This window comes from Catenuloplanes atrovinosus (assembly GCF_031458235.1).
Taxonomy (GTDB): Bacteria; Actinomycetota; Actinomycetes; order Mycobacteriales; family Micromonosporaceae; genus Catenuloplanes; species Catenuloplanes atrovinosus.
Map to the genome: position 1 here is coordinate 7,739,109 of NZ_JAVDYB010000001.1, position 18,446 is coordinate 7,757,554.

Annotated in this window: 16 protein-coding genes, 1 tRNA gene and 1 pseudogene; 9 read left to right on the forward strand and 9 right to left on the reverse strand. The window is 68.9% G+C overall.

Features of this window, described 5'->3' with window-relative positions:
* Positions 1-90: 90 nt before the first annotated feature.
* A complete protein-coding gene (gene dcd / locus J2S41_RS34445; protein ID WP_310374311.1) occupies positions 91-669 on the reverse strand; it encodes a dCTP deaminase in 579 nt (192 codons plus the stop codon).
* Positions 670-723: 54 nt separating this feature from the next.
* On the opposite strand from dcd, the gene J2S41_RS34450 reads away from it, so the two are divergent.
* From J2S41_RS34450 to J2S41_RS34465, 3 genes and pseudogenes are all read left to right on the forward strand, one after another.
* Positions 724-1,245: a pyridoxamine 5'-phosphate oxidase family protein gene (locus J2S41_RS34450; protein WP_310374313.1), complete on the forward strand. Its 522-nt coding sequence runs from the start codon at positions 724-726 to the stop codon at positions 1,243-1,245.
* Positions 1,246-1,292: 47 nt separating this feature from the next.
* Positions 1,293-1,363, forward strand: a tRNA-Gly gene (locus J2S41_RS34455).
* A 761-nt stretch (positions 1,364-2,124) separates the two neighbouring features.
* A pseudogene (locus J2S41_RS34465) lies at positions 2,125-2,786 on the forward strand (nucleotidyl transferase AbiEii/AbiGii toxin family protein).
* Between the two features lie 1,330 nt (positions 2,787-4,116).
* Here J2S41_RS34465 and J2S41_RS34470 read toward each other — a convergent pair.
* Together J2S41_RS34470 and J2S41_RS34475 are read right to left on the reverse strand one after the other, a co-directional pair.
* Entirely contained in the window at positions 4,117-5,619 is a 1,503-nt protein-coding gene (locus J2S41_RS34470) for a hypothetical protein (protein WP_310374317.1), read from the reverse strand.
* 1,035 nt (positions 5,620-6,654) lie between these two features.
* Complete coding sequence (locus J2S41_RS34475; protein WP_310374319.1) at positions 6,655-7,767, reverse strand: glycosyltransferase; 1,113 nt, start codon at positions 7,765-7,767, stop codon at positions 6,655-6,657.
* An 80-nt stretch (positions 7,768-7,847) separates the two neighbouring features.
* Between J2S41_RS34475 and J2S41_RS34480 the strand changes: the two genes are divergently transcribed.
* Positions 7,848-8,468: a TetR/AcrR family transcriptional regulator gene (locus J2S41_RS34480; protein ID WP_310374321.1), complete on the forward strand. Its 621-nt coding sequence runs from the start codon at positions 7,848-7,850 to the stop codon at positions 8,466-8,468.
* A gap of 6 nt (positions 8,469-8,474) precedes the next feature.
* On the opposite strand, the gene J2S41_RS34485 is transcribed toward J2S41_RS34480, so the two are convergent.
* Together J2S41_RS34485 and J2S41_RS34490 are read right to left on the reverse strand one after the other, a co-directional pair.
* Positions 8,475-9,236 (reverse strand): hypothetical protein, encoded by a 762-nt coding sequence (locus J2S41_RS34485; RefSeq protein ID WP_310374323.1) that lies wholly within the window; start codon positions 9,234-9,236, stop codon positions 8,475-8,477.
* Between the two features lie 74 nt (positions 9,237-9,310).
* Positions 9,311-9,856: a phosphoribosyltransferase gene (locus J2S41_RS34490; RefSeq protein ID WP_310374325.1), complete on the reverse strand. Its 546-nt coding sequence runs from the start codon at positions 9,854-9,856 to the stop codon at positions 9,311-9,313.
* 205 nt (positions 9,857-10,061) lie between these two features.
* On the opposite strand from J2S41_RS34490, the gene J2S41_RS34495 reads away from it, so the two are divergent.
* A complete protein-coding gene (locus J2S41_RS34495) occupies positions 10,062-11,165 on the forward strand; it encodes a PP2C family protein-serine/threonine phosphatase (RefSeq protein WP_310374328.1) in 1,104 nt (367 codons plus the stop codon).
* Positions 11,166-11,174: 9 nt separating this feature from the next.
* Here J2S41_RS34495 and J2S41_RS34500 read toward each other — a convergent pair whose 3' ends face one another.
* Entirely contained in the window at positions 11,175-11,363 is a 189-nt protein-coding gene (locus J2S41_RS34500) for a hypothetical protein (RefSeq protein ID WP_310374329.1), read from the reverse strand.
* A 276-nt stretch (positions 11,364-11,639) separates the two neighbouring features.
* Between J2S41_RS34500 and J2S41_RS34505 the strand changes: the two genes are divergently transcribed.
* On the forward strand, positions 11,640-13,496 hold the full coding sequence (locus J2S41_RS34505) for an acyl-CoA dehydrogenase (protein WP_310374330.1): 1,857 nt from the start codon (positions 11,640-11,642) through the stop codon (positions 13,494-13,496).
* Between the two features lie 116 nt (positions 13,497-13,612).
* Positions 13,613-13,897, forward strand: coding sequence for a DUF6458 family protein (locus J2S41_RS34510; protein ID WP_310374333.1), 285 nt, complete (start codon positions 13,613-13,615; stop codon positions 13,895-13,897).
* A gap of 17 nt (positions 13,898-13,914) precedes the next feature.
* Here J2S41_RS34510 and J2S41_RS34515 read toward each other — a convergent pair whose 3' ends face one another.
* Entirely contained in the window at positions 13,915-14,427 is a 513-nt protein-coding gene (locus J2S41_RS34515; RefSeq protein ID WP_310374334.1) for a SixA phosphatase family protein, read from the reverse strand.
* A 141-nt stretch (positions 14,428-14,568) separates the two neighbouring features.
* On the opposite strand from J2S41_RS34515, the gene J2S41_RS34520 reads away from it, so the two are divergent.
* Positions 14,569-14,889 carry a DUF6458 family protein gene (locus J2S41_RS34520; protein WP_310374336.1) on the forward strand — a complete coding sequence of 107 codons (321 nt, stop codon included), beginning with the start codon at positions 14,569-14,571 and terminating at the stop codon, positions 14,887-14,889.
* A 58-nt stretch (positions 14,890-14,947) separates the two neighbouring features.
* On the opposite strand, the gene trhA is transcribed toward J2S41_RS34520, so the two are convergent.
* On the reverse strand, positions 14,948-15,625 hold the full coding sequence (gene trhA / locus J2S41_RS34525) for a PAQR family membrane homeostasis protein TrhA (RefSeq protein WP_310374338.1): 678 nt from the start codon (positions 15,623-15,625) through the stop codon (positions 14,948-14,950).
* Positions 15,626-15,719: 94 nt separating this feature from the next.
* Between trhA and J2S41_RS34530 the strand changes: the two genes are divergently transcribed.
* Positions 15,720-16,469 carry a LamB/YcsF family protein gene (locus J2S41_RS34530; protein ID WP_310374340.1) on the forward strand — a complete coding sequence of 250 codons (750 nt, stop codon included), beginning with the start codon at positions 15,720-15,722 and terminating at the stop codon, positions 16,467-16,469.
* Positions 16,470-16,607: 138 nt separating this feature from the next.
* Here the strand turns inward: J2S41_RS34530 and J2S41_RS34535 are convergent, their stop codons facing one another.
* Complete coding sequence (locus tag J2S41_RS34535) at positions 16,608-18,437, reverse strand: NHL domain-containing thioredoxin family protein (protein WP_310374341.1); 1,830 nt, start codon at positions 18,435-18,437, stop codon at positions 16,608-16,610.
* Between the last annotated feature and the right edge of the window lie 9 nt (positions 18,438-18,446).

The following is an 18,446-nucleotide window of genomic DNA, read 5'->3' on the forward strand; positions in this document are numbered from 1 at the left end:
GTGGAAGGCCGCCCTGCAGGGCGGCCTTTCTCATGCCGGCCTTTCTCATGCCGGCCTTTCTCATGCCGGCGACTCTCATGCCGGCGGCGCTCATGCCGTCGGCCAGGTGCGCCAGTTGCGCCAGGAGCGGCTCGGCGTGGGGCCGCGCTGGCCCTGGTAGCGGGAGCCGTAGACCTCCGAGCCGTACGGATGCTCGGCCGGCGACGACAGCCGGAAGATGCACAGCTGCCCGATCTTCATGCCCGGCCACAGCGTGATCGGCAGATTCGCCACGTTCGACAACTCCAGCGTGACGTGGCCGCTGAAGCCCGGGTCGATGAAGCCGGCCGTCGAGTGCGTCAGCAGACCCAGCCGGCCCAGGCTGCTCTTGCCCTCCAGCCGCCCGGCCAACTGGTCACCCAGCGAGATCACCTCCAGCGTGGAGGCCAGCACGAACTCCCCCGGGTGCAGCACGAACGGCTGACCCACCGGCACCTCGACCTCGGACGTGAGATCGTCCTGCTGCACGGACGGGTCGATATGCGTGTACAGGTGATTGTTGAAGACCCGGAACAGCCGGTCGAGCCGCACGTCGATGCTGGACGGCTGGACCAGCGCGGCCTCGAACGGATCGAGCGCCAGCGTGCCAGCCTTGATCTCGGCGACCAGATCCCGGTCGGAAAGCAGCATCCGGACACCTTAACCAAGCTGGCCGTTAGAACGCATGTTCGATAGGATTGCGGCATGGCTACCTGGACCGCTTTCGCCTCGTCACAGCCCGGTTTGGCCGCCGCCATCCGCTCCCTCATGCAGCAGTACGGTCCGGGCCTCGGCTACCTCGCCACCGTCCGCTCCGACGGCGGCCCCCGCGTCCACCCCGTCAGCCCCGTCATCACCGACGAGGGCCTCTTCTGCTTCATCGTCGACTCCCCCAAGCGCCGCGACCTCGACCGCGACGGCCGCTACGCGCTGCACAGCTTCCCGCCCGAGGACAGCGACGACGAGGCCTACCTCGCCGGCCACGCCCACGCCGTCACCGACCTCGCCCGCATCACCCGCCTCGCCGGCGACCTCCGCGCCGAACCCCACGTCGACTGGCGCCTCTACGAATTCACCATCGACGTCGCCATGCTCGCCCGCCACGGCCGCGGCGGCGCCACCCCCCTCGCCACCGACACCACCGCCCGCCCCGCCGTCCAGGTCTGGCGCGACCACGCCCCCTCCGTCGAAATCGTCATCGCCGCCTCCGGCGACTCACAGGCATAGGCGCTCGCGTACGGATCGGGCAACCAGGTAGAGTGGGTCCGCACCACGCGGGTGTAGTTCAATGGCAGAACATCAGCTTCCCAAGCTGACAGTGCGGGTTCGATTCCCGTCACCCGCTCGTCGTCGGAGCCCTGCTCGCGGAGTGCGCGAGCCGGGGCCTTCTCGCATTCTGCTCCGGGGCCGAGCCCCGGAAACCCCACGTCCCGGTGGTTGCGTTCATCGGTGACCTGGGGGCAGCGGTATCGACCGTCGCCGATGAGATCGGCACACGTTACCCGCTCGGCGGCGACGCGACTCTCGCGCTCCGCGCCGAAGAGCCGGCTGCGTGCCACCAACGTGCCATCAGACTGGTAGATCAGCGGGCGCGTGGGTAGCGCCCGCAGCCTCCATGTGGTGATAGACGACCTGGTCGAGCGATTGTTGAGCGTCTTCGGTCCAGGTTGTGCTGCTTCGTGGCGTTCTGCGCTGCCCTCGGCGGGTGGGTGAGAGGACTATCGTTGTGTGGGGTGGCTGGTGGGAGGGGGCGTTGCCATGAGCGCTGAGGGTGTGCGGGCGCCTGCTGGGTCTCGATATGGGGATCAGCGACCGTATGTGGTGGTGGCGGATTTGGCGGATCTGCACGGGCCGACGGATGGTGCGGCTCGACCGGCGGTTGAACTGGTCGGGTAAGGCGGTGTACGACCTGGATAACCCGCGTCGCCTGGCGAGCATGTACGAGACGGTCCTTCGGGAGGCCAGCAGCGCGGATCAGTTGGCGACATGGCTGGAGGGTGAGACTCTGGTTCGGCTCTGGCCTGACCTTGTGGTGCCTCCGCAGGTGCGACAGGCGTGGGAAGAGCGTTTTCCGCAGCTCGTGGCCCGCCGGCGCTCTGCGGCGTAGTGCGACACGACCAGGCTGTCCACCGCCGTCCTGCCGAGATCGGGCTGCGGGCGGGTGATGCTTACGGCTTCGTGCTTGCGGGCGGTCATGCCATAGCCGAGCACGGCATCTTGCAGCGGCCGAGTGAAGATGTCGACCTGTTCGCCGACTGGCAGCGGCGAGCTGATTTTCCGGCGGCGGTCGACGAGGTTGTCCGGGGTATATGGCTGCTGGGTATGCCGTGGAGATCGAGCATCGCACCGAGACGTTCGCTCGTCTGTATCTGACGGATTCGAGAGACCCGGGCGAGCAGTATCGGGTTGAGCTGGTGGCGAACTGGCGACTGCCGGTCCGGATGGAGATCGGCCCGGTGCTGCATCCGGACGATGTCATGGCCGGAAAGATGGATGCCCTGTACAACAGGGCCGCTGCGCGAGACTTCCTCGATATTGACGCGGCGATCGCCGGCGGGCACTACACCCTTGAGCGGCTGTGCCAACTCGCAGAGGCCGTCGACGCAGGGTTCGACCGTGCCATGTTCGCTGGGATGCTGGGCTACGTCGAACGCTTCGATTCAGCGGATTTCGCCGAGTACGGCGTCGGCGCGCGCGAAGCGACGGCGTTGCTCGGCCGTGTGGCCGCCTTGCGCGGGAACTTGAGGACGGCGATTCCGGGCCAGTAGCGGGCCATTAGGTCAGGCGCATGGAGGTCGCTGCCCCTTCGGGTTCGCGTGCCCGTTCGGGCTTCCGTGTTGAGCCCGCTAAGAGCGTCGGCGATCTTTCGATTGCGGCCCGCGGTCTTGTGCATGTAGGTCGGTGCGGCGCGCGTGGTGGAGTGGCCTATCCGGTCCATGAGGTCCCGCGGCGTCGCGCCGGACTCGGCTGCCGAGGTGTTCCCGGTGTGCCGGAGGTCGTGGAGGCAGACCATCGGCTCGCCCGCTCTCGGCGGGGCGGCGGGGCGGCGGGGCGGCGGAGAGAACGACCTTGACCAGGGCGAGGAACGTCGCCGAGGGGTACGGCCGGGGCGATCCAGCCCCAGACTGAGCGCTCCGCCTCCGTGAGCTGAGCGGCGAGGGGCAGTAGCGCGAATCCGACCAGCAGCAGCGCGACGAAGCCGGATTTCCGGCGCGCTTTAGATGCCGCCGATTCGTCGGGCAATTTATCGCGCTAAGGATGACGTCTTATCGCTAGAATGTTACGTTGAATTGGATTCCAGTTAGAACAGAACCGCCCGGAACTCGGACGCAAGATCGTCCACAAGGATCGACGGGTTTGAGGCATGTTATAGACACGCCTCAAACCTATCGAGACGAGTGACGCGGTGCGGGATATCTAGTTCCTACTAGTGCGGGTTTCCTAGCCATATTCTAATAGAGATCAGTCCGTTGGCCACTTATGGTGGATGAGTGCCGTCACGTGTTCTTCAGGCCGTCATCCCACCGGACCGCTCTCGTCTTCAGCCTGACAGGATCCGACGGGGACCCTGGGAGCACAAACCGCAACATAGCTAGGCAGGAATTCCACCAACTCCTTACCGTCCAAAACGTAGGTTAGTTCCGCCCCGCGCCGCGTAAAACGGCCTGGAGAATTCAATGTAAAGCCGAAGAGGACCTCCAGTGACTCCCCTTGTGGGCCGATGTCCTTTACCTCGAAGCCATCCAACGGCACCGAGCCTTGCATCTGGTCCGGCGTCGGAGGAAAGCCGTCCGAGAAGTTCAAGGGAACAAGGTCTGTCCGTGCCCCGCGAATGCGCACGCGAGAGCCTAAATATGTTGCTATTTCGCCGTCCCCAATGATTGGCCTCACCGAAACGAGCTTAACTGGCCCTTTTTTAATAAGGGCGATCGTTACTCCGTCCGTGAATGTGGTGCCGACGTCGTATGACGTCGTTGCTCCGTACGATCCACCCTCCCTGTCGAATGCTGAATCAGCTTCGCTGTTGCAGCCTGACGCGAGGACGGTAGCGAGCAGGGCTAGGATGGCGGTCGAAGTCCAACGCCATTGATGCGCCATCTAGACTTCACTGACCGAGTTTGTATCAACCGGCTGCCCGTCCTGGCCGCACAAGGTTGCGGACACGGCCGTGGATGTATTGGTGTAGACCTTCTTGTGTGTTTGCGTATTCTCCTGCTTACTATCCATCTCGAACAGGGCATACGTTACTGAATTGGTGAGGCTATACGTGGTGCTGCGCGAGACCCATAGTTCGCTGTTTGGTGCCAACGACTGGCGCCACGTGGGGTTGGGGCACTGATAGCCATCTTTGAAAACGACCCGGGTTCCACCCGTCCATTTATACTCCCAGAGCGCCTTCACGTTTGCGAAAACTCCCGGATTGAGCGGTGGAGGCGGGCCCGCAATATCTCGGCAGTAGAGATCCCACCATTGAAACGAAAAGTTGGCCTGCAACTCAAAGATGGAGTTCTTCCCTACGTTCAGGTTCGTTCCATTGGCGGAGTAAAAGTTGCCGTGCCATCCACCTTTCGCTCGCACTCCCGCATAGTCGAGGGAGAGTGCCTGAGTGGTCCAGGTTGCATTAGTATTGGTCCACTCAAACCTTGAGGTCGTGTTGTTCTTCGTGTGCAGCATCTGAAGGGGAACGTACATCTGGGGTTGCGCTGCGGGGTCGGGGTACGCTTGATACATCCAGAATAGGAAGGCGTCGCCAAATTGAGACGTGCAGGCCTCGATCTCTATAGGTCCTGAGGGTGCGAATCTTTTGGCGTCGTCCAGGTTGAATGCAACGGCAGGAAGAGTAAGGTCGGTCGCCGCAACGCGGGAATCCGATACGGGATTACCGGCCAGCTGAAGCGCTCCCCGTTTTTTGCGTCCTTCGGAGATGGCGCGTTCGGACTGGATTCGTGGATCTTCGACGGACGCCATCGCCAGAGTGCCCGGCGTGTCCGGCAACTTGACGGGCAGCGAATAGAACAGCTGGTATTTCCGGCTAAGGCTTGTGAAGTGCAGCCGAGCATTCCCGCGCTCGTCTAGATACCTGGATATTCCCTTCAATGCAGGCAACGACAGTACGAATTCGCCCTCCGCATTCGTCAGCGTCCTAGAAAGGGGGGTTACGCCGAGTTGCAGAAACGGAATATTGTCGCGCCAGCCGGCTACTTGCGGCTGTAGCTCCATCAGTCCAACCTGGATAGGGACGTTGGCCACGCTCTCCCCATTGTCGCCGACGATCTTCCCGGATACTTCGAACGATGTACTCTGTTTTGACGCGTCGGCATCTACGGTGGTGATGGCGGATGACATCTGCTGCACCGGCTTCGCATGCGCTGCTCGTGGGTCTCCTAGAGTCAGGGTGATTGCAGCCATCGTAACTGCTGCTAACGCGGAACGTCCTAGCCCACTTAGAACTTTCTGCACCTGCTTTCCTCCATTCTCAGCCGAGAGACATATACCATCCTCGATGGTACGCAGATCGCTGCGGTTGTCAATCAAAATGCTGCTAGCGACCTCATTATCGAAATAGGTCACCCAGCGCGACAAAAGAAAAATTTGAATCACCGGCAGCCGTTATGGGGCCGCGCCCTGGCAGCGGGTTGTTTCGGTTTCCGCTCAAATCTGCGGGCAGTCAGACGACTACCAACAGTGAGCATTCGTTGGATTTGCTAACACGATCTCTGTTTCGGCTATTTGATCGAGCGTCGCCAACAGGTCAGGGCCGACGAGGGGCTCGTGTAGGCGGACGTGGCGTTCCCGGTGGACGGCCAGGTGGCGGCGCTGGTGGAGTAGGGCGTACGACGTAGCGCAGCTGGCCGGGGTCTTTGATGCGCTTGCGGCCACGTTGCGGGATGGTCGGCTCGGTGCCGCGCCGGCGGAACTCGGTCCTGAATCCGTTGCTGTCGTGACCTTTGCCGGCCAGCAGGACCGGAAACCGGAATCGTGGCCAGGCCCAGCCGACCGGCGGTCGGCGGCACGGAGTCCAGCAGGGCCATGCTGATGTCCGGCACGTTCGCGCCGGTTGTCATCACCTTCTGCGACGTGCCCTCATCATTGGTGATCAGGTGGTGTTGCTACCGGGCCTGCCGCGGTTGACCGGTGACGCACCTGCGCCGGGACCCCGTTCTTCGCGTCGGGGTGCCGGCCTTCCATGACCGCCCGCGACCAGTCAATCCGGCCCGCCGCATTCAGTCGCAAGCAGGATTCGGCGCAGTTGGTCGGAGATGCCATCGTCGCGACCGCCGCCGACACGTCATCGCGCACTCGAACCCCAGTTCCCGGGCAGGTCCTCCCGGCCGATCGCGGTGCAGCGCACGAACGACCACCCTGCAGGCGGCGCCGGCGCGGACCGGGCGACCTCTCCGGGGTGTGCCGGTGGTGGCGTTTCGTTGGGTGCGGCCGGGTTGGTGGCTGTGGGCCGTCGCTCAGTGCGGGGCGGATGCCTTCGCCGTTGTTGCCTGCGAAATCGGGTCGTGTCCCCTGTGAGCCGCCGCGGGTGGCGGTGGCTCGCGGTCGCCGAAGATCCAGGTAGGTGGAGCCCGCGTGCAGTGGCCCTGCCTGCGCTGGTGGCGCGGGCAGGGGGATGACGGCGGGTGGGGGCTACGGGAGCTTGGTGAGGAGGGTGGACCAGGTGACCGCCGGGGAGAGACGGGAGGCGAGGCGGAACTGGGCGGTCTGGGCCTGGGTGCGGAGGTCGGGGTCGGCGAGCAGGGTGGGGATGGCCGTCGCCAGGTCGTCGGGGGCGGCTGCGACCAGGCCGGCGCCGAAGGTGGTGACGAGCGAGGCGACCAGGGGCTGGTTGGCGATTGCGGGGATGAAGAGGAGGGGGAGGCCGCGGGAGAGGGTGGCCAGGGTGGTGCCGGAGCCGCCGGCGGCCAGGACGGCGTGGGCGTGGTCGAGGAGTTGGGCGATGGGGGCGAAGGAGACGGCGCGTACCCGGGTGGGGTCCGTGATGCCGAGGTCGGCGGGGGTGGCGGTGAGGCCGGTGGTGACGAGGGCGTCGGCGCCGGCGTCGAGGACGGCGTGGACGGCGGTGCGGAGCAGGGGGAGGTCGTCGACGACGGTGCCGAGGGTGATCAGGACGACGGGGCGGTCGCCGGTGAAGGCGGGGATGTCGGCCTGCACGGGGGTGTTGTAGGCGGTGCTGGTGATGGGAAGTCCGGGGTCGGACGGCGGCGTCGTCTCCAGCCACTCGGGCCAGAGCTGGATCCGGGCGATTGGGCTGGGGAGGGGCAGGCCGCGCTGGGCGCCGGCCTTGGCGGCGCCGGCGGTGAGGATCGCGTCGATGTCAGTGGCGGGGCTGTGGTGGAAGACGGCCCACGGGATGCCGAGGCGCTGGGCGGCGAGCGGGCCGAGGTAGTCCCACTGCTCGCCGATGATGACGTCGGGGCGCTCCGTCTCGGCGATGCGGAGCAGCTCGTCGAAGGCGAGGTCGGCGTAGGTGGTGGTGAACAGCGCGACCGTGGAGTCGAGCATGCGGTCACTGTCGCTGCGGTAGCCGAGCACGTCCTCGCCGGAGCGGGTCTCGTTCTCGGCCAGCAGCGCGGGCAGGGCCGGGCCGAACGCGCGCGTGGTCAGGTGCGGTGCGGTGCCGTGCAGGGACTCGTGGGTGGCGATGACCACGGAGGCGCCGTCGGCGGCGGCCGCCTCGGCGAGGGGCAGCATCGGCAGCAGATGACCATAGGCGGGGAACGTCGTGAAGAGCGCTTTCATGATGGCGAGCGGCCTTTCTGGAGTGGCACATACTGAATAGAGTCGACTCTGACGAGAGCGTAGCAAGTACGATCCTCGACGTGCCGAACCCGACCGACGCGCCCAGCCGGAGAGCGGAGTACGCCCAGCGCACCAGGCAGGCGATCCTCGACGCGGCGCGCGAGCTGTATATCGAGAAGGGCTATTTCGGCACGAAGGTCGAGGACATCGCGCGGCGGGCGCGCGTCGCGCCGGCCACCGTGTACGCGGTCGGCGGCGGCAAGCACGGCCTGCTGCGCACGCTGATCGAGTCCGGGACGACGGCGGAGGAGATCGCCGCGGTGCTCACCCGGATCGAGGAGAGCACCGACCCGCTGGACCTGGTGCGCTTCATCGTGCGCGCGACCCGCGAGCGGTTCGAGGAGTGGAACGGCCTGATGCGCCAGGTCGTCGTGGCGGCGCCGCAGGAGCCGACGGTACGGGAGGTCCAGCGGATCGCCCACGCGAGCATGCGGAACGGGCTCGCGCTGACCGCGCGACGGCTGGCCCGGCTCGGCGCGCTCCGCGACGGCGTCGACGAGGCGCGCGCCACCGACCTGCTCTGGCTGCACCTGTGCAACGCCGCGTACTTCATCCGTACCGATGATCTCGGTTGGTCCCTCGACGAGTCCGAGGCCTGGCTCGTCGAGGTCCTGCCGCCCGCGCTGCTGAAGGCGCGATAGCGCGCCTCACTCCAGATGGATGTGGGCGTCCAGGTTCGCGCCGGTGATGATGCCGTCCGCGACGCGCGCGGCCACGCGGCGCGCCAGCAGCCGCCGCGGGTGGCGCAGGCCGGACGGGGAGAGCCGCGACCGCCGGCGGAGTTCGGCCGCGTTGCGGGCGATGGCCGGGCCGAACCGGCGGAAGTCGCCGTAGAGCGCCCGGTTCTCGGCCGCGCCGAGATAGGGGAACGGCGAGGAGCCCAGCATCGGTACGAACGGGGTGCCGATCCGCCGCAGATTCCGGTACGCCCGGTCGTCGATCATGGCGACCACGTGCACGATCCCGTCGCGGTGGAACGCGCGGTACAGCGTGCGGTAAAGCAGCGTGCTGACCAGGACCGAGCGCGCGCCGCGGTACTCCGGGAGCACGGCCAGCGTGGCGACGTCGACGGCCGGCCGCCCGTCGGTCATCCCGTGGTGCGCCCGGATGCTGTCGACCGTGCCGCCGATGTACGCGGGCGCGTCGTTGAGCGACTTCAGCCCGGCCGGGGACTCGTCGATCAGGCGGATCACGCCGGCGGCGCGGCGGCGGGCCTGGTCGAGCACGACGATGAAGCGGCTGGCCGGGTCGTACTCCCCGTACTCCGCCTTCATCGCGTCCGCGTCCAGGCCGAACGACGTCTCGAACACGGCGCGTTCCACGACACGGCCCGCCTCGGCCAGCGGATGGTCGGTGCCGACCAGGACCGCGGCGAAACGACCGGGGTACGGGACGGGCTCGCGGGACACACCGACATGATCGTCCACAGTGGGCCGTCACGTGGCGTCTTCCGCGGATGACCCCACGAACGGGATGAGCGACGCTACAGCTGTTCCGCCCGGATCAGGCTGCGCACCCGCAACTCGGCCGCGACCTCCGCCGAGCACTCGCCGACGATGGCCGCGGTGCCGATCGGGACGGCGCCGCACGCGGTCACGACCTCGCCGAGCGCACGCGACTGCGCACCCGTGGTGATCCAGTCGTCGACGATCAGCGCGCGGTCGCCGGGGCGGAGCTGGCGGGTGCGCACGCCGAGCGACAGCCGCCGACCCTTGTGGTCCGGAGCGGCCTGCGCCCAGGTCATCGGCTCGGCCACCGGAGAGTGACCGCCCTTGTACGCCTCGACGAAGCCGACCTCCAGCGCCATCGCGACCAGCGGGCCGACGATGAACCCGGTCACCTCCGGCGACACCACCACGGTGGGCGCCTCCTCGGGAAAGAGCGCGGCCAGCGCGGGGCCCAGCGCGCGCAGCACGGTGGGGGAGCGCCACCAGCCGGAGAGGTCACTGACCAGGTGCGGAAAGTCCTGGCCCGGATCGTTCCAGCGAAAGGCGCCGATCAGTTCGGTGGTAAGGTCCGACGACGACACCAGATCATCTTGCTCCCGCGCCGCAATGGGGCAACCCACCGGTCCGCCGAGAGCGTTGAGACACGAGGAGACCCCCACAAGGGCGACCCGATCGGGCGATGACCAGGAGACCCCTGCACCCCGCCGGAACGGCCAAATCGGCATCAGACTAGGGGGCAAGTCGGTGCAGTCCCGTCGGTCGATCAGGCATGCTGGTTCCGGACCAATGCACAGCATCCTCGCGGGCCGCCGCCCGATCAGCCCTGGATCCCGCGCCGGCATCGGCGCGGCCGTCGCGCTGCTCGCGCTCGTCTCCGTGATCGAGATGGCGGACGGGCATAAGGCGAGCTACGTCGGACTGGTCGCGGCCGCGCCGTTCCTGGCCGCGGTGTTCGCGTCGTGGCGGGTGGTACTGGCGGTCGGCGCGGTGGCCACGGTGGTCGGTGCCGCGTTCGTGGTCTCGGACCCGTCGTTCCCGGCTTCGGTCAATGTGGTCGGTGTGGGCCTGTCCACCGGCATCGCGGCCGCGGTCGCGACCATCCGGGAGCGGCAGGCGCGGCGGATCGACGAGCTGTTCAAGCTGGCCCAGGTCGCGCAGCAGGCGGTGCTGCGCCCGATCGGCCCACACGTCGGCACCCTCGCGGTGGCCGGCCGCTACATCTCCGCCACCGCGGCCGCGGACATCGGCGGCGACCTCTACGAGGCGCTGGACACGCCGTACGGGGTACGGATGATCATCGGTGACGTGCGCGGAAAAGGGCTGGACGCGGTCCGCCTCGCCAGCATCGTGCTCGGGTCGTACCGGCACGTCGCGTTCGAGCGCGGCGACCTGCGTACCGTGGTGGCGGATCTGGATCGCGCGGTGGCGCGCAGCGTCGGCGACGAGGACTTCGTGACCGCGGTGCTGGTCGAGGAGCGCGGCGGCACGCTGACCATCGTCAACTGTGGACATCCGTCGCCGCTGCTGCTCCGGCGCGGCAAGGTCATCCCGTTGGACCCGCCGGCACCCGTACCGCCGCTGGGGTTCCGGCCGGAGGCCCAGCCGCGCGTGGAGCGGCTGGAGCCCGGCGACCGGTTGCTGCTGTTCACCGACGGTCTCGGCGAGGCTCGCCGGGAGGGGGAGTTCTTCCCGACGGCCGACCGCGCCTGGCAGCTGGTCGGGCACGGCACGGTCGGTGACGGCCTGGCGTCGCTGGAGGCGGCGCTGCACGAGTGGGTGCACGGACGGTTGGACGATGACATCGCGCTGGTGCTGATGGAATACACCGGGCCCAAGACCGTCGCGAGCGCGGCCATGCCGAGCTGGGAGGTCGGCGCCGCCGGCGCATGACGCCGCGCCCTACGTCGCGGGCGCCGGGCGCGGTGCCGGCACCTGCAACGGCCCGGGGACGATCGGCGGCAGCAGGGTGGTCGGCGCCTCGTCCGCCTCCTCCGGCGCGCGGTGGCGCCCGATGTAGCCGTACTCGTAGCCCCGGTCCGGCTCCTGGCGTATCTGGCGCAGCGCGCCCCTGAGGTTGCTGAGCAGCATGGACGTCCTCCCCGAACGTTGGCTCGGCCCGCACGCCGAGCTGCGCTTCAACCGAGCCAACGAGATGGACTCGGCCCAGGTTGTGGCCCGTTCGGCGCGGCACCTTGACCCGGCGGGTGAACTCACTCCGCTAATCGCGCAAAAAGGGTGAATCGCTGCCGATGCTGTCGCGCGTGTGGTCGCGGTCACTTCACCGGCGGCCTTGTCCGTACTTACCCGTCGGTAATACTCTTCTATTACTGACCGGTAACGAGCGTGAAGCGGGGGCTGCCGCCCATGAGTCACTACAAGAGCAACCTGCGGGACCTCGAGTTCAACCTGTTCGAGGTGTTCGGAGCCGACCGCTCGTTCGGGGTCGCTCCGTACGCGGAGTTCGACGTCGACACCGTCCGTGACATCCTGTCGGAGATGCGGCGGCTGGCCGAGGAGGACCTCGGCGCCAGCTACACCGACGCCGACCGCAACCCGCCGGTGTTCGACCCGGCGACGCACACCGCGCCGCTGCCCGAGTCGTTCAAGAAGTCCTACCGGGCGTGGATGGCCGCCGAGTTCTGGCGGCTGGACCTGCCCGAGGCGCTCGGCGGCACCCCGGCGCCGCGCGCGGTCTGGTGGGCGATCGCCGAGATGGTGCTCGGGTCGAACGCCCCGCTCTGGATGTACTCGTCCGGTGCCTCCTTCGCGCACATCGCGCACGTCGAGGGCACCGAGGAGCAGAAGCGGTGGGCCGAGCTGTTCATCGAGAAGCAGTGGGGCTCGACCATGGTGCTGACCGAGCCGGACGCCGGCTCCGACGTCGGCGCCGGCCGTGCCCGGGCGATCCCGCAGCCGGACGGCTCGTGGCACATCGAGGGCGTCAAGCGCTTCATCACGTCCGGCGAGCACGACCTCAGCGACAACATCATCCACTACGTGCTGGCGCGGCCGGTCGGCGTGGAGGGCGTGGGCGGCCCGGGCACCAAGGGCCTGTCACTGTTCATCGTGCCGAAGTTCCACTTCGACCCGGAGACCGGTGAGCTGGGCGAGCGCAACGGCGTCTACGCCACGAACGTCGAGCACAAGATGGGCATCAAGGTCTCCAACACCTGCGAGCTCACCTTCGGCGAGCACGGCACGCCGGCGAAGGGCTGGCTGCTCGGCGACGTGCACCAGGGCATCCGGCAGATGTTCCTGATCATCGAGTACGCCCGGATGATGGTCGGCACGAAGGCGATCGCCACCCTCTCCAGCGGCTACCTGAACGCGCTGGAGTACGCGAAGGGCCGCGTCCAGGGCGCCGACCTGCTGCGCCAGGCGGACAAGACCGCGCCGCGCGTCGAGATCATCAAGCACCCGGACGTACGCCGCTCGCTGATGCTCCAGAAGGCGTACGCGGAGGGCCTGCGCGCGCTCGTCCTCTACACCGCGACCTGGCAGGACACGGTGGCGAAGGCGGAGGCGTCCGGCGACGTGGAGGCGGCCGCGATCGGCAAGAAGGTCAACGACCTGCTGCTCCCGCTGGTCAAGGGCGTCGGCTCGGAGCGCGCGTACGAGCTGCTCGGCGCGGAGTCGCTGCAGACGTTCGGCGGCTCCGGCTTCCTCCAGGACTACCCGCTGGAGCAGTACGTCCGCGACTCGAAGATCGACACGCTGTACGAGGGCACCACCGCGATCCAGAGTTTGGACCTGATCTTCCGCAAGATAGTCCGGGACAACGGGCAGGCGCTGATGCGCGTGGCCGGCGAGATCCAGGCGTTCATCGAGTCCGAGGGCGGCAACGGCCGGCTCAAGGAGGAGCGCGCGCAGCTCGGCAAGTCGCTCGGCGAGCTGCAGGCGATGCTCGGCGCGATCACCGGCTGGCTGGCCGCGGCCCAGGGCGGCAAGCCCGAGGAGCTGTACAAGGTCGGCCTGCACTCCCGGCGCGTGCTGCTCGCGCTCGGCGACGTGGTGGTCGGCTGGCTGCTCCAGCGGCAGGCCGAGGTCGCGCTCGGCGCACTGGCCGGCGAGGTTTCCGCCGCGGACAAGGCCTTCTACGAGGGCAAGGTCGCGGCCGCGCGGTTCTTCGCACACGAGGTGCTGCCCCGGGTCGGCGCGGACCGCCGCGTCGTGCAGGGCGCCACGCTCGACCTCATGCAGGTCGACGAGGACCAGTTCTAGGAACACCCCTCCGCCAGCGGCGACGGTACGTACCGTCGCCGCTCTTTTTTCTCCTAGCCGCCGCGGCGGCCCACGAGCCGATATAGCCTGAAATCTCCCGGCACGGGGGAGTGCACATGGGCATCGGCGGAGGAATCTTCCTCATCGCAATCGGCGCCATCCTGGCCTTCGCGGTCCACGCGGAGCCGGGTTGGCTGGACCTCACCGTGGTCGGCTGGGTCCTGATGCTGGCCGGCACGGCCGCGCTGGTGATCACGATCTGGTACTGGAACGACCGCCGCAACCGCGCGCTGGCCGTCGGGATGGACGTGGTCGAGGAGACCCGGCTGGCCCACCCGGCCGCACCGCTCGGCGCGGAATCCGAGATCGAGATCCGGCACCCACCGGCGCCGCCCGGCTGAGGACCGCGCTCAGCCGCTCAGCCGCGGGCGGTGTGCGAGTCGGCCAGCGGCGCGCCACCGGTGCCGAGCGACGCCCAGTCGCCGTCGAAGCGGTGCACGGCCAGGCCGCAGGTGCGCATGCCGTCCGAGTCGTCGGCGCTGTCCGGGTCGAGCATCGCGGACAGCAGCGAGATGTCCGGGTTGTGGCCGACCAGCAGCACCGTCGCGATCTCCGCCGGCACCGCCTTGGCCAGCGCGAGCAGCGCGGGGTGGCCCTCGGCGTAGAGACCCGGCTCGTACCGGACCGTGGGCGCGCTCGCGTCGGCGGCGGCCTCGGCCATCGCCACCGCCACGCCGTGCCAGGTCTGCCGGGTGCGCCGCGCGGGCGAGCAGATCACCAGCTCCGGTGCGTACCCGTGATGCGCGAGCCAGGCACCGGCGGCGGCCGCGTCCGCGTGCCCGCGCTCCGTCAGCGGGCGTTCGAGATCGCCGACGCCGTCCGGGCGGTCGGCCTTGGCGTGGCGGAGCAGGACGAGGGTTCGAGACGTCACGCGGTACAGCTTGCCTGATTGACACGAGCGACGGGTGGGTAAGCCACCACTCAAGCGTGGGTCGGCATCCAGGCCTCGGTCCACGACGCGGCAATGCGCCGGCCACCCCGGTCCGGCCGTCAGCCAAGGAGGGCGAGGAAAGTGGGATTCGGAGCAAGCATCTTCCTCATCGCGCTCGGAGCGATCTTCGCGTTCGCGATCGAGTTCGACCTGGGGTGGATCGACATCGCTGTGGTCGGCTGGGTTCTGATCCTCGCCGGCCTCGTGGGTCTGATCACGACCGTGTGGTTCTGGCAGAGCCGCCGTCGCCCGGTCGCGACCACCGCCGATGGTCACATCCCGGCGCCGCCGCACCCGGCGTCCGCACCGCCGCAGACGCACGTGGCCCCGCCCGTCGCCGCGCCGGTCGAGGACCGGGTCGTCGAGGAGCAGTACCGCGTCCGTCGTCAGCAGCCCATGTAACCGACGTTCACCGAAAGGGCCCGCGGCATTCCGCCGCGGGCCCTTCTCGTGCCGGGACTCAGGCGAACAGCGCGAAGTAGATCGCGATGTGGTGGCAGATCGCGGCGACCAGCGTGCAGGCGTGGAAGAACTCGTGGTGACCGAAGACGGTCGGCCACGGGTTCGGCTTGCGCAGCGCGTAGAAGACCGCGCCGATGCTGTACATCGCGCCGCCCACGACCAGCAGCACCAGCGCGGCGACGCCGCCGTTGTGCAGGATGTCCGGCAGGACCGCGACCGCGACCCAGCCGAGCGCGATGTAGAGCGGCGCGCCGACCCAGCGCGGCAGGTGCGGCCAGATCAGCTTGAGCGCCACGCCGAGTATCGCGCCGGCCCAGACGACGCCGAGCAGGATCTCGGACTTCGGCGAGGGCAGGAGCAGCAGGCAGAACGGGGTGTACGTACCGGCGATGAACACGAAGATCATCGAGTGGTCCATCCGGCGCATGATCTGGTAGCCACGCGGGCTCCAGACACGCCGATGGTAGAGCGCGCTGGTGCCGAACAGGCCGCACACGGTGAGGCTGTAGACGGCACAACTGAGCACCGGCGTCCAGCCCGGACGGGCCAGTGCGAGTGAGCAGAGGACGATGCCGCAGACCAACGCGACGAAGAACGCGTAGAAGTGCAACCAACCGCGCAGGCGGGGTTTGCCGAGGTCCAGCGGCTTGAGGCGAGCGGGGGCTTCGGTGGTCACGCCCCTAAGGTTACGGCACCGTAGGTTACCTCGAAGTAGTGAAGCGGCTCACGCGCTTGGAGTGTCGCGGCGGGGACGACTACCGTGCGAAGCCATGGATCTCAACGCTGACCTGGGTGAGGGCTTCGGCGTCTGGCAGCTCGGCGACGACGAGGCGCTGCTGGACCTGGTGACCTCCGCGAACGTCGCCTGCGGCTTCCACGGCGGCGACCCCTCGATCATGCGCTCGGTCTGCGCCGCCGCGGCCGACCGTGGCGTGACGATCGGTGCCCAGGTCGGCTACCGCGACCTGGCCGGCTTCGGCCGCCGCCGCATCGAGTACCGGCGCGAGGACCTGCGCGACGAGATCATCTACCAGATCGCCGCGCTCGACGGCTTCGCCCGCGTGGCCGGCGACCGCGTCCGGTACGTCAAGCCGCACGGCGCGCTCTACAACACCGCCGCCGTCGACGAGCTCCAGGCCACCGCCGTGGTCGACGCGATCACCGACTACGACGCCGGCCTCCCCGTGCTCTGCCAGCCCGGCTCCGTCCTCGCCCGCCTCGCCGCCGACGCCGGCCTGCGCGTGGTCGGCGAGGGCTTCGCCGACCGCGCCTACCTCCCCGACGGCCGTCTCGTCCCCCGCACCAACCCCGACGCCGTCATCCACAACTCCGCCGCCGTCGCCGACCGCGTCGTCCAGATGGCCGTCGACCACACCGTCACCGCGATCGACGGCACCACCGTCCCCTGCCCCGTCGACTCCATCTGCCTCCACGGCGACACCGCCGGCGCCGTCGACCTCGCCCGCCGCGTCCGCGCCTCCCTCCTCGACGCCGGCCTGACCCTCACGTCCTTCGCCTGACGCAAGGCTCGTTCTCTAGATCAAAACCTTTGCCTTGCCCGCTTCCGGCCCGGTTGCGGCCCGCGGGAGCATGTACCTGCTGCGCCCCTAAGCCGGAGTAAACGCCGAGCCCACGCCGGAAGCGGGGGATTTTGGACTTTAGGAGTCCATGCCGCGGAGGATCAGCGGAAGGCGGGAGGGGGCGCCGGGGGTGATGGTGATCGGGACGCCCCAGTCCTGGCGGGTGAGGTGGCAGGCGGCGTGTTCGGCGTCGATGTCGCAGGTGGCGGCCTGCGCCACGACCTGGAGGACGCCGCCGGGGACGTCGGGGTTGAGGCGCAGCGTGCGGGACAGTTCCGTGGTGGTGCCGGCGCCGTCGAGCAGCAGCTCGGGTGGGGAGGCGCTGACCACCAGGCGGGTGGAGGGGCCGAACGTCTCGTCGAGCTTCTGGCCGGGCGCGGGCGTGAAGATGATGTCCAGTGTGGCGTCGCCGGGGGCGAGCGGCGTCGCGGGACGTTCGGTGCGGTGGCGGGTGCCCTCGGCGGACACGCCGGCCGCCTCCAGCGCGCCGGGTGCGAGCCGGGTGAGCCGGTGCGCGGCGGACTCGACCACCAGGACCGCGCCGTCCGGGGTGAGGACCAGGTCGCTGGGCTCGGCGAGGCCGCGGTCGACCGTGGTGACCTCGTCGGTGTCCGGGGCGTAGCGGCGGACCGCGCCGTTGTAGGTGTCGGCGATCAGCACGGAGCCGTCGGGGAGCGCGCAGACGCCGAGCGGGTGCTGGAGCAGCGCCTGCGCGGCCGGGCCGTCCATGTGGCCGAAGTCGAAGAGGCCCTGGCCGACCGCGGTGTGCAGCTCGCCGCCGGCGATCCAGCGCAGCGCGGAGGTCTCGCTGTCGGCGATCCACAGGCGGGTGCCGTCGGCGGAGACGGAGAGGCCGGACGGCTGGGCCATCCACACGTCCGGGATCGGGCCGTCGCGCAGCGCCTCGACCGTGGTGCCGGCGTAGACCCCGGCGGTACGCGTGATCGGGTCGAACCACCACAGCTGGTGGATGCCGGCCATCGCGATGATCACCCGGTCCTCGAACCAGGCCACGTCCCACGGCGAGGAGAGGTCGACCGCGAGCGCGTCGTGGGCGTGGTCGTCCGGCGCGGACCGCCACTGACGTCCGCTGCCGGCGATCGTGGTGACCGTGCCGTCCGCGAGCCGTACGCCCCGGAGCAGGTGGTTGACCGTGTCGGCGACCACCACGTCGTAGCCGGCGACCTCCGCGGCGTGCGCCGGAAGCAGGCAGAGGCCCTGCGGCTCGGAGAACGACGGCGCCGCGTCGGACCGGCCGCGCGCGCCGGTGCCGATCCGGCGGACCACGTCGCCGTCCGGCGTGACCTCGGCGAGCGAGTGCCGGGCCGAGTCGGAGACCAGCAGGTTGCCGTTCGGCAGCGACACGGCCTTGCCCGGGAAGCGCAGCGGGGTCTCGGCCTCGGCGGGCGGCACGTATGGGCTGTCGCCGCGGCGCAGCGTGCCCTTCGCGTCGTGCGTGGCGATCAGCTCGTCGACCAGCCGGGCCAGGCCCTCCGCGTGGCCCTCGCCGGCCATCGACGCGACCAGGTAACCCTCCGGGTCGACGACCGCGAGCGTCGGCCAGGCCTTCGCCGCGTACTGCTGCCACATCAGCAGGTCCGGATCGTCGAGGACCGGATGCGGTACGCCGTAGCGCTCCACGGCTGCGGCCAGCGCGTCCGGGTCGCGCTCGTGCTCGAACTTGGGCGAGTGCACGCCGACGATGACCAGGACGTCGCCGTACTTCTCCTCCAGCGGCCGGAGTTCGTCCAGCACGTGCAGGCAGTTGATGCAGCAGAACGTCCAGAAGTCCAGGACGACGATCTTCCCGCGGAGCCGGGCCAGCGTCAGGTCGGTGCCGCCGGTGTTCAGCCAGCCTCGGCCCCGGAGCTCGGGTGCGCGGACCCGGCCCTGCGGTGTGTTGCTCATCGTTCCTCT

Coding starts and splice junctions, on each gene's coding strand:
- dcd (WP_310374311.1), bottom strand. CDS start 669: ATGCTGCTTTCCGACCGGGATCTGGTCGCCGAGATCAAGGCTGGCACG.
- J2S41_RS34450 (WP_310374313.1), top strand. CDS start 724: ATGGCTACCTGGACCGCTTTCGCCTCGTCACAGCCCGGTTTGGCCGCC.
- J2S41_RS34475 (WP_310374319.1), bottom strand. CDS start 7,767: ATGAAAGCGCTCTTCACGACGTTCCCCGCCTATGGTCATCTGCTGCCG.
- J2S41_RS34495 (WP_310374328.1), top strand. CDS start 10,062: ATGCACAGCATCCTCGCGGGCCGCCGCCCGATCAGCCCTGGATCCCGC.
- J2S41_RS34500 (WP_310374329.1), bottom strand. CDS start 11,363: ATGCTGCTCAGCAACCTCAGGGGCGCGCTGCGCCAGATACGCCAGGAG.
- J2S41_RS34505 (WP_310374330.1), top strand. CDS start 11,640: ATGAGTCACTACAAGAGCAACCTGCGGGACCTCGAGTTCAACCTGTTC.
- J2S41_RS34510 (WP_310374333.1), top strand. CDS start 13,613: ATGGGCATCGGCGGAGGAATCTTCCTCATCGCAATCGGCGCCATCCTG.
- J2S41_RS34530 (WP_310374340.1), top strand. CDS start 15,720: ATGGATCTCAACGCTGACCTGGGTGAGGGCTTCGGCGTCTGGCAGCTC.
- J2S41_RS34535 (WP_310374341.1), bottom strand. CDS start 18,437: ATGAGCAACACACCGCAGGGCCGGGTCCGCGCACCCGAGCTCCGGGGC.